Genomic DNA, 22,061 nt, shown 5'->3' with positions numbered 1-22,061 from the left:
AGAAACCGGTTACCTATCCACAGCAGAAGCCTAGGCTATGTGCATGCGCTCAAAAAACAAAAAGCCGACATAAATGCCGACTCTGCTACCTGCAGAACTGATGCGTCCTACCGACAAGACAATGAATTACATTCACAGACACATACATTGTGGTTTCATGCCTCGCCGGATCGTATTGCTCATACTCTGATCTGCATAGGCGGGGTGATATACCATCCCGCCCCTGGTCCAGAGTTTTATTCGTAAGAAAAGATGGAGCCCAATTTATCCATGCGCTCCAGCGCCATGCCCGAACCGCGCACCACGCAAGTCAACGGATCTTCGGCAACGATTACCGGCAGCCCCGTTTCTTCCATCAGCAAACGGTCCAGATCACGCAGCAAAGCACCACCACCTGTCAGCATCATGCCTTTTTCTGCAATATCGGCACCAAGTTCCGGCGGCGTTTGTTCCAGCGCGTTTTTAACCGCAGATACAATATTGTTCAACGGATCAGTCAGCGCTTCCAGAATTTCATTGCTGGAAATGGTGAACGAACGCGGAATACCTTCGGACAGATTGCGCCCTTTGACTTCCATTTCCTTGACTTCGGAACCAGGGAAGGCAGAGCCGATCGCTTTTTTGATCGCTTCCGCAGTCTGTTCACCGATCAGCATGCCGTAGTTACGACGGATGTAATTGACAATCGCTTCGTCAAATTTATCGCCGCCGACCCGCACAGAACCTTTGTACACCATACCGCCGAGCGAGATAATACCAACTTCAGTCGTACCACCGCCGATATCCACCACCATAGAACCGGTCGCTTCAGAAACCGGCAAACCGGCACCGATCGCCGCCGCCATCGGCTCTTCAATCAAAAATACCTGAGATGCGCCGGCGCCCAGCGCAGATTCACGGATCGCGCGACGTTCGACCTGCGTAGAGCCGCAAGGAACGCAGATGATAATACGCGGGGAAGGCTTGAAGAATTTGGTGTCATGCACCATGCGGATAAACTGCTTGAGCATCTGCTCAGTCACCGTAAAGTCAGCGATCACGCCATCTTTCATCGGGCGGATGGCTTCGATATTGCCGGGCACTTTGCCCAGCATCTGCTTCGCTTCTTTACCGACGGCCTGGATGGTTTTCTTACCATTAGGACCGCCTTCCTGACGAATCGCCACCACAGAAGGTTCATCCAGCACGATGCCCTGACTACGGACATAAATTAAGGTATTTGCAGTACCAAGATCGATTGCCAGATCATTTGAAAAATAGCTACGTAGAAAACCAAACATGTATTGTCCTGTATTTAACAATTGTGTGTACAGCGTCTCAAGCAGATCGCTGTTCCACGAAATTTCATCAAAATTTGACCCTGTCCGCATCAACCGGATCCTCATATTCAAGGCCAGTCCGCAGCAACTTCGGGGATTTAGCGCACCTTATAGGGCATTAACCCGCCATTCTACCTTATAATCTTCTTAAATTTACTCGATACCAACACCTAAAAATTCAGTATCGGAATTTGTATATTTTTGCATTATTTTTGACACCCTTTTGCGCCTTGCCGCGCCCTTAAATCATGTCACTGACACTTAATGATGTTACCCGCATCGCGAATCTGGCAAAGCTTGAAGTTTCCGAGTCCGAGGCGAATTCCACGCTTGATAAGCTGAATGGTATTTTTTTACTGGCGGAACAATTAAAAGCCGTTGATACCACTGGCGTTGCGCCACTGAGCCACCCTATCGGTGCCCTGTTACCCGAACTCGCACTGCGCCTGCGTGACGATGTGGTTACTGAAACCAATCATCGCGACGAATACCAAAAGCCAGCACCGGCAACTCAGGACGGCCTGTATCTGGTGCCTAAGGTCATTGAATAAGCTTCCCGGAAAAGATTCTATGCATACCAAAACTCTTGCCCAATTATCCGCACTGCTGCATAGCAAGCAGATCTCCGCGACTGAACTCGCCCAGCACTTTCTGCAACGTATCGCCGCCAGTGATCTGAATGCATTTCTGCATGTCGATCCGGCACTGACGCTGCAACAGGCGGCCGCTGCCGATGTACGCCTTGCCAATGGCGATGCGACGGCACTGACTGGCATCCCCATCGCTCATAAAGATATTTTTGTAACAAAAAATCTGCGCTCTACTGCAGGTTCACGCATGCTGGAAAACTATGTCAGTCCGTTCGATGCAACGGTCGTCACAAAACTGGCTGAAGCAGGCATGGTCACGCTGGGCAAGCTGAATTGCGATGAATTTGCGATGGGTTCAGCGAATGAAAACTCGTATTTTGGCGCGGTCAAAAATCCGTGGGATAAAACCGCAGTTCCTGGCGGCTCGTCCGGTGGTTCTGCTGCCGCGATCGCGGCTCGCCTGACCCCCGCAGCCACAGGCACGGATACCGGCGGCTCGATTCGCCAGCCAGCCGCATTTTGCGGCGTCACCGGTATCAAACCGACTTACAGCAGCGTTTCCCGTTACGGCATGATCGCGTTTGCCTCATCGCTCGATCAGGGCGGACCGATTGCCCAGACCGCCGAAGACTGCGGCCTGTTGCTCAATGCCATGGTCGGCTTTGACGAAAAAGATTCCACCTCGCTGGATCGCAAACCGGAAGATTTCAATCGTGACCTGAACAAATCAATCCAAGGTCTGCGCATTGGTGTACCGAAAGAATTTTTCGGTGAAGGTCTGGCCCCGGATGTGGAACAGTCAGTACGTGCGGCACTCGCCGAATACGAAAAACTTGGCGCGACACTGGTTGATATCTCGCTGCCAAAAACCGAGTTATCGATTCCGGTCTATTACGTCATTGCGCCAGCAGAAGCGTCATCGAACCTGAGCCGTTTTGATGGTGTACGTTACGGCCACCGCGCGGCTGACTACAAAGACCTCAACGATATGTACAGGAAATCGCGTACCGAAGGCTTTGGCGAGGAAGTGAAACGCCGCATTCTGGTCGGCGCCTATGTTTTATCGCATGGTTACTACGATGCCTACTACTTGCAGGCACAAAAAATCCGCCGCCTGATCGCGCAGGATTTTGCTGCTGCCTTTGAAAAGTGCGATGTAATCATGGGACCAGTAGCACCGACAGTGGCCTGGGATCTGGGTTCAAAATCCGATGATCCGGTCGCTAACTATCTGGCCGATATTTTTACTTTATCGACCAGTCTTGCCGGTTTGCCTGGCATGTCCATCCCTTGCGGTTTTGGTCAGGGCGACAAAAATGCAAAACGTCCGGTCGGCTTGCAACTGATAGGTAATTACTTTGATGAAGCACGTTTATTGAATGTCGCGCATCAGTACCAGCAAGTCACTGACTGGCATCAACGCGCACCGGAATAAGCGGCATAAAAGTAATAGGCAAACATTGCTGCCGCTGGTACATCAACCAGCCCCAACGGCAGCATCCGATTGATGGATGAAGTGTGTCGCGCATTTGCTGACACCACATGCAACAACGAAACAAGGAATGATTATGCAATGGGAAGTCGTTATTGGTTTTGAGACGCACGCGCAACTCAAAACAAACTCCAAGATATTCAGCGGTTCTTCGATTCAATTTGGCGCAGAACCCAATACCCAGGCCAGCCCTGTCGATCTGGCATTGCCGGGCGTTTTGCCGGTGATGAACAAAGGTGCGGTAGAAAAAGCGATTCAGTTTGGTCTCGCTGTCGGCGCGGTCGTCGCGCCGGAATCGATCTTCGCCCGTAAAAACTATTTTTATCCCGATCTGCCAAAAGGCTATCAGATCAGTCAGTTTGAAATCCCCGTAGTTCAGGGTGGGACTGTGTCGTGCGTGGTGGAGAAAGATGGTAAATCCGAAGTCAAAGTCATTGAGCTGACCCGTGCGCATCTGGAAGAAGATGCCGGTAAATCCCTGCATGAAGATTATCAGGGCATGACAGGCATCGACCTCAATCGCGCAGGTACGCCCTTGCTGGAAATCGTCACAGAACCAGTCATGCGCAGTGCCGCCGAAGCGGTCGCTTATGCAAAGGCATTACACTCGCTGGTGATGTGGCTCGATATCTGCGATGGCAATATGCAGGAAGGTTCTTTCCGTTGCGACGCCAACGTCTCTGTGCGTCCGGTCGGTCAGAAAGAATTCGGCACACGTTGCGAAATCAAGAATCTGAACTCGTTCCGCTTTCTCGAAGAAGCGATCAATATCGAAGTGCGTCGCCAGATTGAACTAATAGAAGATGGCGGCACCGTGGTGCAGGAAACCCGTTTATATGATCCTGACCGCAAAGAAACACGCTCCATGCGCAGCAAGGAAGACTCTCAGGATTATCGCTATTTTCCTGACCCGGATTTACCACCACTGAAAATCAGTCGTGAGTGGGTCGAGCAAGTGCGCGCCACCATGCCAGAGCTGCCGTCGGCAATGCGCCAGCGCTTCATTGAGCAATTCGGATTGCCTGAATACGATGCCACCATCCTGACGCAATCAAAAGGTATCGCAACCTATTTTGAAGCCGTCGTACAAGCGGCTGGCGTCGCTCAGGCAAAACCTGCAGCAAACATGATGATGGGCGATGTTGCATCCACACTGAATCGTGAAGGCGTTGATATCAGCGCCATCCCGGTCAGCGCAGCGCAACTGGCAGTGCTGTTGCAACGCATTGTCGATGGCACGATCTCCAACAAAATTGCCAAAGAAGTGTTTGCGGCAATGTGGCAAGCACCATCGGCAGACGTCAATCTGGCCGATCAGGTGATTGAAGCAAAAGGCCTGAAACAAATTTCTGATGTCGGCGCACTCGAAAAAATTATCGATGAAGTGATGGCAGCGAATCAGCAGTCGGTCGATGAATACCGCGCGGGGAAAGAAAAAGCATTCAACTCGCTGGTCGGTCAAGCGATGAAAGCAACCAAAGGCAAAGGCAATCCAGCGCAGGTCAATGAATTGCTGAAGAAAAAGCTGGCAGGCTGATTGCGCAATCCCCAATTAATCAAGTGAGACTATTTTGAGCAATTTAAGACAAGAATTTATTGCATTTTCGGTCAATGCCGGCGTCATCCGCTTCGGTGATTTTGTCACCAAAGCCGGACGCAATTCACCGTATTTTTTTAACGCAGGTTTATTTAATGACGGCGCAAATCTCGGCAAACTGGCTGCATTTTATGCGGACACCCTGATTAATTCCGGCGTCGAATTCGACATGCTGTTCGGCCCTGCCTACAAAGGCATCACGCTGGCCAGTGCTACTGCCGTCGCGCTGGCAGCGCGGGGTCGTAATGTGCCATTTGCCTACAATCGCAAGGAGGCCAAAGACCACGGTGAAGGCGGCACCATTGTCGGCGCTGAACTGAAAGGCAAAGTCGTCATCATCGACGACGTGATCTCTGCCGGTACTTCTGTGCGCGAATCGGTAGAAATGATACGCGCGGCTGGTGCCACGCCATGTGCTGTGCTGATCGCGCTTGACCGCATGGAACGCTCCGGTAAAGATGACAACCTCTCTGCGCAATCCGCAGTGCAGGAAGTCAGTCAGGCGTACAACATGCCTGTCGTCTCTATCGGCAACCTGAATGACTTGTTTGACTACCTGTCCGCAGAAGGCGCAGATACTCAACTGACCCAGCACAAAGATGCGGTTGCGGCCTACCGCTCAAAATATGGCGCAGCTGAAACTCAGAAATGATTTATATCAACGGAAATCAACAAAACTTGCCACTCACATAAACAATCAATTGTCCACGCTAATATAGAATTCCATCGCCTCAAAATAAAAAGAGTTTGCTCATCGCAAACCCTTTTTATTTAACGTTTATCTACAGCACGCCTCAATTCCTCTAACAAATCTGTATTTTCAACAGGCTTAGTTCCCGGCAATACAGGTGCAGCTTTTGCACCTGTATTGCCTGTTTTAACTTTTTTACCCTCATCTGCTTTTCCAGTTGAACGTTGTACCGGTGATGTTGCAGGTAGCGGCTTACTCATAATGACATCTGAAGGTGCAAGAGACTCTTTATTAGTCAAAGATTCTTCAGTACTTATCTTTTCTTTTGCCTGATCTTCATAATGTTCTCTCGGAGCGGACTCCTTAGACATGACCTCTTTCGCAGGTGGCTGCGCAACAGGTCGATTGGCGCGGTCATCGATTTTTACAGGCACACTGTCTTTTGCAGCATTGTCAACTGGCGGTGGCATACGCTTGAGCGCATTGAGATCGGTTCGTTCCTTCAAATCCTTAGCCCAATCACCAAGAGAGCTCTGAAAAGCATTGCTGATCGATTCCGCTTCAAAATCATCATTGATGATGTAAGGTGTGATCAGGATAATCAGCTCTTTTTTGCTCTTGCTGAAAGTTTCATTTTTAAACAAACTACCAACACCTGGAATATCCTTGAGTAAAGGAACGCCCGCATCAGAAGAACTATTGTCATTAGAAATCAGGCCTGCAAGCATGACCGTACTGCCATCCCGTAAAGTTAATTTCGTATCGACTTTACGAGTCCCAATAGTTGGAGAATTAAGTGGCCCGCTAGTTAAAGATTTAACGTTACTCACCTCCTGAGAAATATCAAGGTCAATTCTGTTACCAGAATTGATAACTGGCCTTACTTTCAAAATCATGCCGGTGGTGCGATATTGGATCGAAGTTGCTACCGAACCACCACCAAGGATTGAGCCAGGCGTAGTAGTAACGCCAGTAGAAATAGGAACTTCATCAGCTACCTGAATCGTCGCAGTTTCACCATTTCGTGCCATCAATTTAGGGCTGGACAAAATCTGAGCATCATTTTTTGATGCCAGAGCAGAAATATCTGCACGCAGTAATCCTGCAGAATTCAAGAAACTAAAAGTAAGACCACCAGAACCGGAACCAGCATTCCCCGAAGTAACCGTACCTGGTATACCGCCGGCAGAAGATTTAGCATTACGGAAATTCCAATCCACCCCAAGAGTATTTGCAGTTCCTGCTGTCACCTCTGCAACCATCACATCAATCAAAGCCGATTTAGTCGGTTTATCCAGTTCTGCCAGCAATGCCATCCATTGACGATACTGATCTGGGCCACCTCCCTGAATAATCAAGCTGTTTGTCGCATTGTTCACGACAATTTTTGAGCCGCCCCTGGACGTCGAAGCAGTTGCCGCTTGCTGACCTGAAGCAGCCGCAGTCGTAGCACCAGTCACCCCACCAATCAGCTCGGATAAGGTCTTCGCTAATGCCTGAGCATCTGCATATTTGACTGGGTACGTAAAAAACGCACCACCAGCCTGACTGTCGGATGGCTTATCTAATTCTCTAGCCCATGTTAATGCGTGATTTAATATCGTCTCAGAAGAAGTAAAAATAATAATGCTATTAATTGGAGGAATTGCCAAAACTAATATAGGTGCTCCGGATGTGATAGCAGTGCTAGCTGCGTAACCTTCCGCAGATAAAACATCAACCAGTCGTCTACTGAACTCATCAGCAGTCCAGAAAACTGGTGTAATTTTCTTAGTACGTTGACCACGCATAATGGGCTGATCAAAGACCTGAATAACCTCCATCGTAGCAGAAATGTCGTCAGCCTGACCACTCAACAATAATGCATTACGACCGGGATCATCTTGAATTTGGATTTTGGAACCAAACATCGTCCGCAACAAGCCACTAAAATCACCTATACGAACGGCGTCAAGTTCTACATAATGAAATACAGGCCGCAAGCTCATCGGCGTATCTGGTTGAGCTCGCCCGCGTCTGATCGCTGGCGAATAACTATTGGTCGCAGTATCTGGCACCATTCGAATCACACCGCCAAAATCCTGCACTGCAATACCATAACTTTTCAAAAGCATCCTAGCCAGATTTGCCATCTGGCTTGCCGTTTGTGGTCGTGGCGTATGAAAAGTAACCAAATCAGTACGGGCAGCAACAGCACCGTCCATAGAGTAATTTGTCTTTAACACACTTCCATATACGGCTTGAATGAACGTTGGCAATGGCATTTGATCAAATGACACAGTCAATTCACTTTTTTCATTGGCAAGGTCATGTGATTTATTTTGATTTTGCTGAGCGCTACTTAATCGCTGTAAAGGCAATTTCGGCGTATCGGTTTCCGTGTATTTGCGCTGTAACTGTTCGTCACCCAATACAGACGCTGAATTCAATTGCTGGCTACGTTCAAACTCTATTTTCTTTGGAACATTTAATTTTGTGTCAGCACATCCGGATAAACATAACAAAATAGTTATCGCAGACACTGGAGCGATACGCTGTACCAGCAATCTTGTATTAAGTCGGGAAGATGATTTTTTCATTGCTTACGTAAATTCAGTTTCATAATTTGACCATTCAAAGAAATTTTTAATTGGTCCTGGGCGATCTCAACAATCTTGGCTCCACCTGGTAATTTCTCACCAATTTTTCTAGCCTCTGTTGCTGGCTGATTGTCAAACAAGAGGAGTACACTTTTTTCACTCCCAACAGAGGTGACGCCAACAATTCTCCAGCGAGGTGGTGTCAACGCCTCTTTCCTCGGAGGCAAGGGCTGCCGAACCGCCACCTCCCAAACGCGAAGCTCACTGAAATCCATCGCCACTTTTTGCGCATTTTCTGCACTCTTTTTTTCATCCTTTACTACTTTTTCAGGTGGTGCCGCTGGCACTAAAAAAGCAGGATCTGATTGTGTTTGTTTTTGTTGACTTTCAAACCGTGTTTGTACTAAAGAGTCAAACAACACATACCGACCTAAGAGAGCCCCGATAACTGTACAAGCTATTACAAAAAAGGAAGCAGCCCACTGCTTGCTAGAAATTTTCTTTAAATTCAACATAATTATGTGCAATCAAAGCACCTATGAAACAGATTTACCCTCTGCTTTGTCTTTAGTTAACGCAGTCCCAACACGCCAATAACAACGAATACCAATTTCCATCTGTACTCCACGAACTATTGCTCGCTCTACAATGATAAATCGCTGCGCTTCTTCCATAGAATGAAGTAACTTCATAAACGCCATTGGATCAAAGCGTCCCGTCACCGTCAATTTGATCACTTGAACACCCGAAGGTAACACATCAAGCTTATTTTTATCCGCGTTTGACTGATAAGTGGACTTCTCTCCATACCCGGACAAGTCCGCCTTGTCACCGCCTTCAGCATCGGTAGCGCTGACTACCAAATTAGGTATCCCCGCGTCCTTCGCTAAATCACGAATATCACTCAATAATCTCGCCTTAGCAAAAGTAGGTGACTTTTCAGTCGGCAAAAAACTAACCCAGGCTTTTTGTACCTTTTGCACGGCAATCAAATTCTCAGGCCAGTGATTATTCTTAAGCAAAATTTCCTGACGATCCAACAGTTGACTCTGGCTTTCCAGCTGCTTTTGTTGCGCCACATTCACGTCATATAATTCGGCAAGTCCGTAAGCAACAAGTAGCAACATCACCATCCCAAGCAATTGCCAAAAACGTTCACCCGTTTTCATTTCACTCCCCCTTCTCGCGCTTGCCGCTTCTGTAAATGGAAAGAGGCTGATCATTTTTTACTGGTTCAACTGTTTTTTGCACTTGCCCTAAAATTTTCGCGTCGACGGATGATTTCCCAACACGTTGCATCTTGGCAGATAGTCTGACGACTCTGACATCGCTGTCTGGCAACAATCGTATATTGCTTAATTTGGGCAATGATTCTATGTCCTGTATCAATGAGGCAATATTCAGTTCTGTATTGATAGGAACCAACGTCAATCGCAATTCGCCATCAAGATACTCAAATTCACGTAAAACAGCTTCTTGTTGCTGCAAAACAGGTTGCAAGCTTTTGAGCAGATCCTGAATACCATCCTGATTACGCAACGCTACCAGTTTACTAATCCATTGTTGCTGTAATAATGCCTTGCTGCGGGCCTCATTCAGAGGATCAACACGAACCGACAAGGCTGCAATTTTTTCTTCCGTCTCTTTTTGCAACGATTGTAATGTCCACCACTGCATGGATAAGTAGGCAGTAAATCCAGCCATAAGTCCTCCAGCGAATACCAGTAGCGTGTCAACACGAAACGCTTTGATCGCGTGCCACCACTGGACTCCGAGCAGATTTCGCCCCCAAGGTTCCGCCAATCGCGCGGTTTTATCAACAGGCGACACTTCACCAGGTGTTATATAAGAGGGCATTTTTTCTGGCCAACTTACAAGCTGAGAGCGAGTTCCACCAGCAGAGGTCGGCCGCCACACATCCCATTCCTCTGCACTAATGCGATCTGGCCACCAGGCACTATCTATCAATACCCCCTGATACCATAACTGTGCCTCGATACCATCCTTACATTGGTATACAACTGCGCCCTCTTTACGCTTTGGAAAGCAGACACTTTCCGGAGCAAGCTGAAGAGAATCAAAGTCCAGATCATTTTCTGCACACAGCTCACGTACACGCCTGTTTTCCCAGAACCAGAGATGTACCCAGTCTCCTGAGCGACAGGCATAAACACCACAATCTGCAAATGGAGCCAGTCGGCCTAAATGCAGCTGTACCAGTGCAGCTGTTTTATGGCGCGGCACACCTTTCGCTTGCAATGACGTCGTGACACACCATGCACGAGGTAATATCCATAATGGTTTGATCCAACCTGCACGTAGAACGAATTTCTCTTTGCCATTGTCGCTGCTGGACGAATTGGCAGATGCGGCAAAATCAGAAAGGTAGTATCGGTTGCGTAATTGCATTCTTATCCGTATCAGAAATGTGGTCGATTTTTGGCCACTCGGCACGACCAGCCGGCATGATAACTGAAGCCAATGGAATTCGGCGCGGAGATGATATCTCCCATGGACTTCCTTCAGCGTTAGACCGTAATTTTAATTCATAGCGAAAAACCCACGACATATCTTGCATAGAATGCGTTACACGCAAGGTGCGTGCAGGATAGCGGCCATCAGGCAAACCTAAAAAATTATTTGCCTGATTGCTTTGCTGCAGTGCGTTGATCGTGGTCGACTCGCCAACGGCACGCTCTTTTTCAATAGTCGCTACTTGTTCAGATGTCACCCCGTAAGCTGCCAAGGTCTTAGCTGTTGCTGTGCCAGGATTAAAATTACTATCACCCCAAACCGTGACATCCTCAAAACAATGACGAGCGTTCCATGTCGATCGCAACTTTTGCCAGCCATAGACACGCCAGATCTCGGGCTCAGACAATAGCGGTGCCCCACGTGGTGAAGGTAAGCCAGCCATAGAGTATTCAAAATCCTTCGCGCCATTCAATCGTTTCAATTTACCTGGCTCGGCATAATCTTCTAATGCATCCATCAACGCATCTGTTTCAGATTCGTCAGCACCGCAGCTAACAAGAAGTCGTGATAATAAATTCCGTTTTGGGCGGTTTAAATTTAATAACCCCCGGACATCCTGTAATTGTATAGTGCTGCGATTTGCACCTGCGTATCCCCTGCCGTCAACACGTAAATATTGCCCAGACCAGCCAAAACCGCTCTCGGTGGCTTTACTAGTTGATAACCAATACAAAGCTTCACTACGGCTGGACAAAAATGCCTGTTCAGCGTCTGCGCGCTGTTTGAGCTTTGCTTGGCGTTCCGCCAGTATCTGATTAGATTGACTAATCATCGCAGCCAATATAGTAAGTCCAGCCAACAGCCACAACACAGCAGCGAGAGCAAAGCCACTGTTTGAGTGTTTCAATATTATGGTACGCCCTGAGTAAATTCGGTGCATCACTTCACATCAACCCCAAACAACTTACCCATATCGCTTTTCCCATTTGGCTCAACCTTATGCGCACCATTGTAAGAGGCAATCATTTGTATTAACCGTTCACCTGAACTCGCACGCACGATCACTCCCCGAGGCATATCCTCCACTACCCTACCCAGAGGCGGCCACATCGATACAGCAGCACCATCCACAGTAAGATACTCCAGTTGAATCGGCATATCCCAAGAGCCAATGACGACCGGTTGTGCATCACCAACGGTGACCACCAAATCAGTTTTACCTTGTTTAACGGAACTTAATTTCACCCTGAATTGTTGTAAATCACCCCAATCATTTTGCGGCAAGGATAAAGAATAAGCCTCAAAGCCATTACCATCGCCCTGGAATGGCTTTTCTATACTCTCAGGCAATACAAGATTACCCACTAGGTCTTTCAGAGAATTAATGCGTATCCATTGGGACTGAAATTGACCATTCACATTTTCAGCAATACGCACGACTTGCGCAACTTGGAAAAAAGCCCCGGACATAATCACGACAACAAACCCCAAAATCACCAGACTAACGAGCAATTCAATCAACGTCAGCCCATCTTGATTCAGGCCAGGAATTGCTTTGCGCAACCCTGCATAACTCCCGCTCGTATCAACGCCTTTTATACCTGACATATTAAAACGGCGTCGCTGTTGCAGGCTGGCGAACCTGCTTGTATCCAACCAACCTCAATGGAAACTCAAACCACGTACGGTCTGATTTGTCATACGTTTTCACTTGAACTTTGTACATACTTATTTGATACAAACCCAAACCACCGGTAGGTGACACCGCGTCTCTGGTTTCTGCAACGGGCTCACTCTTCCACTCCATCTTAAAAGAGTCAAATACCTGTTTACCTTCCGAAGCCAGTGCCGGATTTTGTGTCGATAGAAAATCAATTGCCTGCAATTTAGCCAGTGATTCTTTTTCCTGTAATTGAAAACGGTTGAGCTGACCCATTGTCTGTCCAAGCCAGCTAAATAATACGACTGAGCCTATCGTCAAGATCGTCAGGGCAGCAATCATTTCTAACAAGCTGAAGCCCATTTGTTTTAGTCTTACCGAACGAAACCGTGAGCAGTCTGCTTTGCAAGAACCAGCTCTAAACATAAATGCACTCATGGTTTGATCACACTCACGTCACAGCTGACAGCTGCGATATTTAATTTCACTTTGCGTGCCTGAGGGCCTGTGAGCTCAACAATCCCACCCTCACATATTCCACTATGAAAAAAGACAACGGGTTTCTCATTCGCAATCGACCAGTCGTCTGGCAAACTCAGTGTCGCACTCCCATCGCCCAACTTATCCGTCCAATTCAATTTACTTAATTTCACCGTTTCGGACAAAAGCGCGGCACGTGACGCAAGCCGCTGAAACTGAATCGAGATCTCCGTCAATTGCGCCCGCTCGGAAATAGAATCAAACCATCTCTGCATTGCCGGCAACGCAACGCCGGCCATCAATGCAGCCAGCGTCAACACCGCCATCATTTCAATAAGGGTAAAGCCACAAGAAAACGTCCGCCGAACAACGACCTGCCGACGTACCAATTCAGTCTGAGAACGTACAGAAAAAGTCGTCACTCGAAGAACCCCATCAACATGTACACATCCAACGACACTAATACAAATAACACGAATTATTTCACTACAGAACCAAGACCAATATCTGCATTCAGACCTTCGCCACCCGGCTTACCGTCCGCACCAAACGAATACACAGAATACGGTTTGTTATCAATCCCTGGTGCTTTGTATTGGTAAGGATTACTCCAGGGATCCACAGGGATGGAGCCTTCGATATAGGGCCCCTTCCATAAAGGTTGCAAGTTAGGGTCAAGAGGTGGCGTCAACAACCATTGCAATCCCTGCTCCGGAGGTGGTACTTGTCCTACATCAAGCCGCATAATATTTAATGCGCTTTCCAACATTTTGATTTGCGTCTGCGCTGTTTGCACCTTTGACGAATCCACTTTGCCAAAAATACGCGGACCAACCAAGCCCGCTAACAGACCGATAATCACCATAACCACCAACATTTCCAGCAAAGTAAAGCCTGTAACTCTACCCGACAGACTATTTTTTACTGTATTTTTTGACGTGTTTTTCACTAAATTTTTCACAAAATAACTACGCATAACACCCTTTCAAAAACGACTTAGACCGCGATTCTTAAATGACGTTCGTCAAACTGGTAATCGCCAGCATGACCGAAATCATAATCCCGCCCAACACAACCGACACTAATAATATAGTGACGGGTTCCAGTAATATTAAAAATTGCCGCATCTGCTGTTGGCTGTGCAGTCGATGCATATTGGCCAATGACGCGGTCGTTTTACCCAACGCACCTGAACGCTCACCTACCCGTACCAGATTAACACCCGTTGCATCAATAAACTGATGCAATTGTAGTGACTCTGCTAAAGTCTTACCACCTCTCACATCACTGAGAATCAGCGCTGCTTTTTGCCGCCAGACGTCACCTCGCAACGCATTCTGCGCATGTGCCAATGCCTCTAATATAGATACATGGTTTTGCAGCAATACGCTGAACATTGAACTCCAACGCGCCATTTCCGTATGCATAATCCAACTACCAATGACTGGCAAACCTGCCGCCCGATTCCAAAGATTTTGTTGCACTTTTTCCTGACGAAGTAACAGATAACTACAGATACCGGCTCCGGCAACGACTAGTGCCAACAGCAACTTATTTTTGGTTAGCCACATACCGGTTGCTAACACCCACACAGATAACAGAGGAATATCCGCTTTAGGGTTACTCAGAATATTGGCAAACTTCGGCACCACGAAGACAAATACCAGCAATGTTGCCAGAAAACCACTAACGATCAGCACCATAGGGTAAATCAGTGCGTTACGCGCCTCGCGCTGGAAGTTTTGTTCTAATTCAAGCTGTTCCGCGGCGGAACGCAAAGAACCCGCCAACTTACCAGTAGATTCACCGGCACGGCACAGCTCGACAACATAATTAGGTAAGCGCAAATCAGCATCGATTAACGCTTTAGAGAAAGCAATACCACCACGTAATTGTGAATAGATTTTATTAAAGGCAATACCTAAAGGTGAGTCCTGATATCCTCTGGCAACATTCTCCACCGCATCTGCCAGCGTTACACCAGCATCCAGTAAAGTAGCCAGTTCCTGCAGTACCACCAGAATCGCATCGCGCCCCGCGCGCTTGGGTTGAGAGATACGACTGCTGCGGGAAGCAGCGACTTCCTGCATTTCAAACACCATTAGACCGCGACGTTGCAATTGCGTCATCGCCTCAGCCTGATCTTCTACAGTCAGTACACCTTTCACCACTGCGCCTTGCGCGTCAGTAGCTTGATAACGAAATTCGGGCATAAAGGAAAATTAAAAAACTCAGCATATATATATATAGCGAAAAAAAACCGTTCCAGACTAAAAAAGCATGGCGCAGCGAATGTGCACGGATTGTATAAGACAACGGAATACAACAGTAGTGAAACTCTTACATACACTCACTCAAAGTTGCTTCACAAGTCGCCTCATTTTAAAAAAGAATGAGAAAGCAAGTCAAAATCCAGAATCAATCAAACTTAATACCTTCAATTGTATCTTATACACAACACACATGTGTACAAACGTAAGAAATACAGCGCAAAATCACGCCGCTACGTATTATATCGTTGTCGATCTTAGGAATATGCCTGGCGAGAGAAGAGAAAGTTATATTTTCGACATAACTGCACATGGAAACTTGCTGCAATTGAAAAAACATGTTTTAATCTTCATCGGCTAGTCATATGAGTACTCGTATGACAAGTACTTGTAGCAAACGTACGTTGTACATTTATTACGTAACAATCTAATGTCTTTTCTAGAGAGGCTATTCAAATGAAACAAAAACAATTAAGTATCCTGGCGGCTAGCCTGGTTGCTGCTTTCGCTGCTAACGTAGCTTCCGCGGGTCAAATCCAATCTTCTTCGATCCAGATCGCTCACGAAGTTATTACTGCTGATGCACAAGCAATCAAAGCACCTTCAGTCACTTATCGCTTCGCTGGTGACGTTGATGCAACTAACAATGACCAAGTATTTCAGGTTCAACTGGTACTGACAGGCGGCGGTGAATGGAAAACTGCAGGCAATGCAGCATCTGTAGTCCTCGTAGACAATGCTGGTGCACCAGTTGCTCCAGCTAAATACACAGTTTCTGCTCCAGCGATCAGTGCTGACAATAAAACACTGTATGCAACAATTACAGTATTGAAAGCAACAGCAACAGGTAGCTTGGTAACACCAGCGGTTCGTTTCAACGATCCAGCAGGCACTGCATCTACAGTAACTAAACTGTACAGCGTAGTTGGTGCAGTTAACCCATGTACAAATGCAGTACCAAATCTGCCATTCGCGTTCAAACACTTTACTTCAGTTTCGTCAACAAATATCGCTGACGGTACTACAAACGGTATCGCTGATGAACACCTGCGTACTGGCAACACAAGTACAGGTACTTTGTACACGTTCCCAACGAACATCAAAGTCACAGTTGCAGCTTCTGCTGACGGCTCTGCAAAAATCGATCCATCAAACCCATCTTTGAACACTAAATTTGCTGGTGTTGCTGGTACGGCAGCGGATGTTTTGGGCACACCGAGCACTTACGATACGTTCCTGAGCAACACTCTGGTTAACTTGGGCACGGTGTCTTTGTCTCAAGCATCTAATGGCTACGATGCTGATGCGACAACACAATACCTGTTGGCTAACTTGACTGCTGGTGGCGCTGCTGCTACAGCAACACTGGTTAACGGTGCAGTTGAGCAGAAATTCCTTAAAGTTGACGTTACAGCATCTCAAGGCTTCCAAGCTGGCGGCACGCTGTTCTTGTCCACTGGTATGGTTTGCGGCACATCCGTTGGTGGCGCTGGTTCAATAACATTCACAGCAGCTACTGCTGGTCTCCCAGCAAGTCTGACATACGCAGTTCCTGCTGCAACTGCAACTAATGCTGTTTCTGTCTGCTACCAAGCTGCTGGTACAAACACCATCCCTTCATCGACATTCAATGCAGTTGCAACTTTGGTCAAAGCGCCTGATGCTGTTGCTACTGCTTACACACAAGAACAAAATAACTCTTGTTCGGGTGCTTTGTATCCGTTGTCTGGCAGCGTGAAGATTGATGTTCGTAACTACGCGACACCATCTACTGGTGGTAACTGGACTAGTGTTCTGCGTTTGATCAACCCAAGTGAAACAAATACAGCCACAGTCTACGGTCAATTGATCCACGCTGATGGTTCTTATGGTAACTGGGGTCCAATCGCAACATTGAAACCACGCGCTGTTTCTAACATGACAGCAACTGCGATCAATGCTCTGTTGACAAACACACCGACTACAATCTCTGGCACAACATTGGGTACTGCTCAGCCAACAGCAAACGCTAATGGTGCTGGTGATCGTCTGCGTGTAACAGCAGAAGGCGTTTCTTCTCTGCGCGTACAAAACTATCTGTACAACCCAGATAGCAAAAACTTCATCGAAGCGTCTTCTACTCAAGGTGTTGATTTTGAAGGCACACTCGACCGTGCACCAGTCAATGAAGGTCAATACCAAGATCAAGATGCACAAACTGGCCTGAAAAAATAATTTCTCTAGTTAGTCACTAAAAAGGGAGGCGTAAGCCTCCCTTTTTTTATGCCTGTATTTACTCATTACTTCTGCATTTTCTCGCTTTCACCCATCTAATTTCACATCCGATCTGTGTAACAGTACGGTGTACAATATTGTTAGCCGGTTCACGCTGCCTAATCCAACTTAATGCTACTTCACATTATTGAAGCTCGCTAAAGCCTATTCAAAAATTGATCTATTTATGTTTTTCTCATTTCGTATGTCCAAACGCCATGTTCACACTTTAGCTAAAGTAATCGCTGCGCTGCTCATGACTGCGACTTCTGTAACATCACATGCACAAACAATGAGCAGCACTCCCACCATATCGCTGGATAGTCTCATGCCTGAGCTACTGAAAGCAGATAGCATAGATAAAGCGCTAACGGCATTTAAACCCTCCGTCAGCAAATCGCAGTTGATGACATCTGATTACCTGCTCTTAGATTCTCCTGCCATTGCGCCTGCAGGCCTGTTGTCAGTGCATCTGATGAGTGAATTACCGGGGACAGACTTGTTTCTTCTTCTCAATGCAACGCCATCCAAAGGTGAGCCGACTGTATTAGCGGCTCAGGAAATACCTAACAGAACAAAGGCCGATATTCGGGTCAAAGTTAAACTGACGAAAAGTAGCGAGCTACTGCTGGTGGTTCGCGCTGGTGGCAAATGGTATAGCGCAATCAATGACATAAAGATTGCGACGAAATAATCTTTATTATTACTTTAAGTTATCGTAAACCTATTCCAACCGTGCTTGGCAACCAAGCGCCATACCTGCTCACCAAATCCAACACCGGTTAACGAGGCGCGATACTGTTGCAGGAACGCTTTTGCCTTAATCCTATCCATTTAATCATCAACGATCATTCTGTTATGAGTACGCTACTTTCCTTTGAACAATTTCTAGAGCAAAACCTGGTCGTTCCTGCAGAAACACTAGAGAACGCAAGATTACTGCAGCAGGAACAATTTACCCCGCTACCTGCATTGCTGGTAAGAATGGGAGCCTTGTCCGAGGAAGTTTTATATCAGCAAATGGCTTTGCATAGTGGTATGCCATTGGTCGGCGATGATGACTTGCATGCCGCACAAGCCGCATTTCAAACCACCGTTAATCAATGGGGTCTATTGCCCCACTGGTGTCAGGCGCAAGGATTAATTTTATGGCAGCAAGAGGACAGTAATATTGTTCATTGTGCCGCGAAAGAAGTGATCGCTGCCAATGTGCGCGAAGTCTTAAGGCTGAAGTCTCCAAGCGCCATCTCACTGAAATATTCACTGATACGCCCTTCTTCTTTTGAGGCTTTCTATGCCGCACTGGAGCGACGCGAGCCGAAGATGGCAATGAGCGGCGACGTCATGCATCTGCGCGAACTGGCGGAAGAAGGCCCGATTATCGAACTGGTGAATACCGTGTTATCGCAAGCTGTGACGCGGCGCGCATCGGATATTCACGTAGAACCGGGTGAATATGAATTCGCTATTCGCCTGCGGGTCGATGGCGTAATGCAGGATCTGAGCCGCTTTCCTTTGGATAAATTCGATGCGACCGTTTGCCGTATTAAAATCCTGTCACAGCTGGATATTGCTGAACGGCGCTTACCGCAAGATGGCCGCATGACCGCGCGGGTCAACAGCGAAGTATTTGATGTGCGTGTCTCGGTATTACCCAGCGCCATGGGCGAATCGGTGGTAATGCGTCTGTTGCGTCAGGATCGCAAACCTTATCACCTCGAAGATCTGGGGATGATGCCTGATCACGCGGCCTTATTTAAACGCTGGATCAAGATGCCAAACGGGATCGTGCTGGTGACAGGGCCGACTGGCTCCGGTAAAACGACCACGCTCTACACGGCTCTCGATATAGGTAACGATGGTTTAAATAAAATTATCACCGTCGAAGACCCGGTCGAATATCGTCTGCAAGGCATCTCGCAAATTCAGGTGAATGCCGATATCGGCTTTACTTTCGCCTCTGCCTTGCGCTCTATCCTGCGCCATGATCCCGATGTGGTGCTGATCGGTGAGATCCGCGATCAGGAAACAGCGTCTATCGCCGTGCAATCAGCACTCACCGGGCATCTGGTATTCTCAACTTTACATACGAATAGTGCTGCGGGTGCGGTAACTCGGCTGGTGGATATGGGAATTGAGCCGTTTTTACTTGGCTCGAGCTTAAAAGGAGTTATGGCACAACGGCTAGTGCGGTGCTTATGCGAAGAGTGCGCTCAGCCAGTCGAAATAAATCAGGAAGCACATCGTATTTTACTTGAGGGCGTCAAACACTGGAAAGAAAAATTAGTGAAACAACCACAATTACGGCAACCTGTTGGTTGCCGTACCTGTAACCACACCGGCTTTGCAGGACGTGTTGCGATCTACGAATTATTCGAAGTTGATGCGACACTTCAGCACCAGATCTTATCTCATGCGAGTGAAGCGGATATCGTCAAATATTTAAGGGAAAGCCAGGTACGCTCCTTACGCGATGATGGAATGCTGAAAGTATGGCAAGGCATCACAACTGTTGAAGAGGTTCTGAGTTTGGCGGGTGCCTGAGAAAAAATAAACGCAGTGTGCTCACTTCTTAGGGCTTCCAATCATATTCATGATGTAAGGAGCAACGTAGCGTGAGCCACTGTCGTTTAAATGACCTCTGTCCCTGTAAAGTAGCGCATTGTTTTTCGCGAGATAACAATATTGAGCATCACAAAACGGATCGGCAAGATCATACGTACGAATCTGCGGAAACTCCTTCAGAACCGAATTCACGACGGACTTATAATTTGAAAAAGGCGTCAGAGAGTCAAATTCCTCGCGCGGGAATAAGCATTTATTCCGATTATTGGTGAGTCGGAACGGCCGGTTGACACATAAATTCGGCTCAAATGGCAGAAAAGGATTGTCAAATAATACGACTACTTTTTTATTCGCCTGTGTTAAAGCTTGAAAAGTCCTTATCATCCCGTCTTTCAGCACACGATTCTCATCCTTGTTTCCGGGATTTGCCATGTCTTTCACGTCTCCGGAAGAACAAAGAGGGTTATGCGCCAGAATAACAATTTTAATGTCCGGGTCACGAATGACAAAGTCGTAGGCGGCATTTATTAACTTATAAGCTCCTTCCCTGACTTTGCGAGCATTGATGTCGCTGGTAGCGCTTGCAATATTTATATACGGCGCCGCGCAACTTGCAGCAAAAGCGATGACTCCATCACCAGAATCAACGGACTCGCTTAATCCAGCATACAAATGACCGGCATGGGAATCGCCAATAATTGCGATCGAATTCTTGGTTTTTCTTTGGAACCTGCAAGGGTTATCAGTCACTTTATCCCAGTCAGGGAAATACGCAAGACAGTTATTGATAGATTCGTTCAACAAATCTGCAGAGTTTATATTTCCAATTTGGGCTTTACTGCTTAACAATCTGAATTTCAATCCATCTCGTTGATATGTATTGAACCCGACATATCCGATAACAATCATCAGAAAAACGAGAGTAATAATCTTAGCCCTGCCATATTTTCCGAAACGCATCGGACGTTCAATCAACAAATAAGTAAGCCAAGCAAGTACTATTGATAAAACAGCAGCTTGAAGACGAATCTCGATGCTCGGCACTTCACTCTCAACGATTCGGGCAAAAGATAAGAGCGGCCAATGCCACAAATACAGTGGAAAGCTGATTAAACCGAACCAAACAAGTAATCTCGCGGATAAAATTTTTCGATTAACGACTGCATCAGGACCTGCAGCAAGCAATAACACCGCGCCGGTGACCGGTATCAATGCCCACTCACCGGGAAACCGGAGTTCTTTATTTATGTGCAATAAGCCATAAGTGACCAATAGCAAACCAAGAAGCGACGAACAATTGGCGAGAGTTTGTCGCTGGATTTTCTGCTTTTCTGTATAAAGAACGGCAACAAGAAAATCATCAATGTTGTTGGCGATATGACTCAATTTCTGCCTCTGATATAACATCAGCCATGCCAGAAGACTGCCACATAACAGTTCCCAAAAACGTGTTTGTGGCGAATAGAAAGTTGCGATGGCGTCTTGTCTGACGCCCTTGAAATTCAAAACAAATGAGATGATGGTAAAGAAAATGGTCATCGTCAGGAGATTAAACTTACGTCTCCATGCAAACCACAGCAGGAGCGGCCAGACGATATAAAACTGCTCTTCTATGCCCAGACTCCATAAATGCAGTAAAGGCTTGGTCTCTGCGGCGTTATCAAAGTAACCTGCTTCTCCCAGCAAAACGATGTTTGAGATGAAACCGGCACCAGCGGCCATGTGTTTACCCAGCTGTTTATATTCGTCTGGTAGTAAAGCAAACCATCCGAACACAAAACACGCTGCTAACACAAGAAGAAGCGAAGGAAAGATGCGCCTTATGCGCCGGGTGTAAAAATCAGAAAAACGAAAAGTTCCTGATTCTAAGTTCTCAAAAATAATCGTAGATATTAAATAGCCAGAAATAACAAAAAAAATATCAACGCCAATGAAGCCACCACGAAGTACATCTGGAAATGCATGAAAAACGACAACGGCAATAACAGCAATAGCCCGTAATCCGTCAATGTCAGACCGATATTTCAAAGGTGGCAAATGTACATCTTTTAGTGTCATTGAATTAAATTTGAAAACAAACTGAAGTTGAA

19 protein-coding genes are annotated in these 22,061 nt (G+C 46.9%); 7 read left to right on the top strand and 12 right to left on the bottom strand.

Translation table 11 applies throughout. The annotated features are described in order from the left end of the window. Positions 1 to 236: 236 nt before the first annotated feature. A complete protein-coding gene (locus H8K29_RS11015) occupies positions 237 to 1,280 on the bottom strand; it encodes a rod shape-determining protein (RefSeq protein WP_186884353.1) in 1,044 nt (347 codons plus the stop codon). 287 nt (positions 1,281 to 1,567) lie between these two features. Between H8K29_RS11015 and gatC the strand changes: the two genes are divergently transcribed. From gatC to pyrE, 4 genes are all read left to right on the top strand, one after another. Further along, complete coding sequence (gene gatC / locus H8K29_RS11010; RefSeq protein WP_186884352.1) at positions 1,568 to 1,870, top strand: Asp-tRNA(Asn)/Glu-tRNA(Gln) amidotransferase subunit GatC; 303 nt, start codon at positions 1,568 to 1,570, stop codon at positions 1,868 to 1,870. A 19-nt stretch (positions 1,871 to 1,889) separates the two neighbouring features. Further along, positions 1,890 to 3,344: an Asp-tRNA(Asn)/Glu-tRNA(Gln) amidotransferase subunit GatA gene (gene gatA, locus H8K29_RS11005; RefSeq protein WP_186897636.1), complete on the top strand. Its 1,455-nt coding sequence runs from the start codon at positions 1,890 to 1,892 to the stop codon at positions 3,342 to 3,344. A 127-nt stretch (positions 3,345 to 3,471) separates the two neighbouring features. Next, positions 3,472 to 4,938, top strand: coding sequence for an Asp-tRNA(Asn)/Glu-tRNA(Gln) amidotransferase subunit GatB (gene gatB / locus H8K29_RS11000; protein ID WP_186897823.1), 1,467 nt, complete (start codon positions 3,472 to 3,474; stop codon positions 4,936 to 4,938). 34 nt (positions 4,939 to 4,972) lie between these two features. Then, positions 4,973 to 5,650 (top strand): orotate phosphoribosyltransferase, encoded by a 678-nt coding sequence (gene pyrE / locus H8K29_RS10995; RefSeq protein WP_186897635.1) that lies wholly within the window; start codon positions 4,973 to 4,975, stop codon positions 5,648 to 5,650. Between the two features lie 119 nt (positions 5,651 to 5,769). Here pyrE and H8K29_RS10990 read toward each other — a convergent pair whose 3' ends face one another. The 10 genes from H8K29_RS10990 to H8K29_RS10945 all read right to left on the bottom strand — a co-directional run bounded on the left by H8K29_RS10990 (position 5,770) and on the right by H8K29_RS10945 (position 15,096). After that, complete coding sequence (locus H8K29_RS10990) at positions 5,770 to 8,268, bottom strand: secretin N-terminal domain-containing protein (protein ID WP_186897634.1); 2,499 nt, start codon at positions 8,266 to 8,268, stop codon at positions 5,770 to 5,772. After that, entirely contained in the window at positions 8,265 to 8,783 is a 519-nt protein-coding gene (locus H8K29_RS10985; protein ID WP_186897633.1) for a hypothetical protein, read from the bottom strand. The genes H8K29_RS10990 and H8K29_RS10985 overlap by 4 nt, the downstream gene beginning before the upstream one ends. Before the next feature lie 21 nt (positions 8,784 to 8,804). Next, positions 8,805 to 9,437 carry a GspMb/PilO family protein gene (locus H8K29_RS10980; RefSeq protein ID WP_186897632.1) on the bottom strand — a complete coding sequence of 211 codons (633 nt, stop codon included), beginning with the start codon at positions 9,435 to 9,437 and terminating at the stop codon, positions 8,805 to 8,807. Position 9,438: 1 nt separating this feature from the next. Further along, on the bottom strand, positions 9,439 to 10,677 hold the full coding sequence (locus H8K29_RS10975) for a hypothetical protein (RefSeq protein WP_186897631.1): 1,239 nt from the start codon (positions 10,675 to 10,677) through the stop codon (positions 9,439 to 9,441). Further along, positions 10,646 to 11,683, bottom strand: a complete 1,038-nt coding sequence (locus tag H8K29_RS10970) for a type II secretion system protein GspK (RefSeq protein ID WP_186897630.1) — start codon at positions 11,681 to 11,683, stop codon at positions 10,646 to 10,648. The genes H8K29_RS10975 and H8K29_RS10970 overlap by 32 nt, the downstream gene beginning before the upstream one ends. After that, on the bottom strand, positions 11,683 to 12,351 hold the full coding sequence (locus tag H8K29_RS10965) for a type II secretion system protein (RefSeq protein WP_186884343.1): 669 nt from the start codon (positions 12,349 to 12,351) through the stop codon (positions 11,683 to 11,685). Before H8K29_RS10965 ends, H8K29_RS10970 begins: the two co-directional genes overlap by 1 nt. A 1-nt stretch (position 12,352) precedes the next feature. Continuing rightward, the gene (locus H8K29_RS10960) at positions 12,353 to 12,841 is read right to left on the bottom strand and encodes a type II secretion system protein J (protein WP_186884342.1); all 489 of its coding nucleotides are present in this window, start codon (positions 12,839 to 12,841) and stop codon (positions 12,353 to 12,355) included. Next, complete coding sequence (locus H8K29_RS10955; RefSeq protein ID WP_186884341.1) at positions 12,838 to 13,305, bottom strand: prepilin-type N-terminal cleavage/methylation domain-containing protein; 468 nt, start codon at positions 13,303 to 13,305, stop codon at positions 12,838 to 12,840. Before H8K29_RS10955 ends, H8K29_RS10960 begins: the two co-directional genes overlap by 4 nt. A 56-nt stretch (positions 13,306 to 13,361) precedes the next feature. Then, positions 13,362 to 13,832, bottom strand: a complete 471-nt coding sequence (gspG, locus tag H8K29_RS10950; protein WP_370527171.1) for a type II secretion system major pseudopilin GspG — start codon at positions 13,830 to 13,832, stop codon at positions 13,362 to 13,364. A gap of 61 nt (positions 13,833 to 13,893) precedes the next feature. Continuing rightward, the gene (locus tag H8K29_RS10945; RefSeq protein WP_186884339.1) at positions 13,894 to 15,096 is read right to left on the bottom strand and encodes a type II secretion system F family protein; all 1,203 of its coding nucleotides are present in this window, start codon (positions 15,094 to 15,096) and stop codon (positions 13,894 to 13,896) included. Positions 15,097 to 15,609: 513 nt separating this feature from the next. On the opposite strand from H8K29_RS10945, the gene H8K29_RS10940 reads away from it, so the two are divergent. From H8K29_RS10940 to H8K29_RS10930, 3 genes are all read left to right on the top strand, one after another. Further along, positions 15,610 to 17,367, top strand: coding sequence for a hypothetical protein (locus tag H8K29_RS10940; RefSeq protein WP_186884338.1), 1,758 nt, complete (start codon positions 15,610 to 15,612; stop codon positions 17,365 to 17,367). Positions 17,368 to 17,554: 187 nt separating this feature from the next. Next, positions 17,555 to 18,100 (top strand): hypothetical protein, encoded by a 546-nt coding sequence (locus tag H8K29_RS10935; RefSeq protein WP_186897629.1) that lies wholly within the window; start codon positions 17,555 to 17,557, stop codon positions 18,098 to 18,100. 164 nt (positions 18,101 to 18,264) lie between these two features. Continuing rightward, the gene (locus tag H8K29_RS10930) at positions 18,265 to 19,950 is read left to right on the top strand and encodes a GspE/PulE family protein (RefSeq protein WP_186897628.1); all 1,686 of its coding nucleotides are present in this window, start codon (positions 18,265 to 18,267) and stop codon (positions 19,948 to 19,950) included. A 21-nt stretch (positions 19,951 to 19,971) separates the two neighbouring features. Here the strand turns inward: H8K29_RS10930 and H8K29_RS10925 are convergent, their stop codons facing one another. Continuing rightward, the gene (locus tag H8K29_RS10925) at positions 19,972 to 22,029 is read right to left on the bottom strand and encodes an acyltransferase family protein (protein WP_186884335.1); all 2,058 of its coding nucleotides are present in this window, start codon (positions 22,027 to 22,029) and stop codon (positions 19,972 to 19,974) included. Between the last annotated feature and the right edge of the window lie 32 nt (positions 22,030 to 22,061).

This window comes from Undibacterium sp. CY21W, assembly GCF_014284265.1.
Lineage (GTDB): Bacteria > Pseudomonadota > Gammaproteobacteria > Burkholderiales > Burkholderiaceae_D > Undibacterium > Undibacterium aquatile.
The sequence above is the reverse complement of the archived record's forward strand: the minus strand, read 5'-3'. Positions and strand labels throughout refer to the sequence as shown.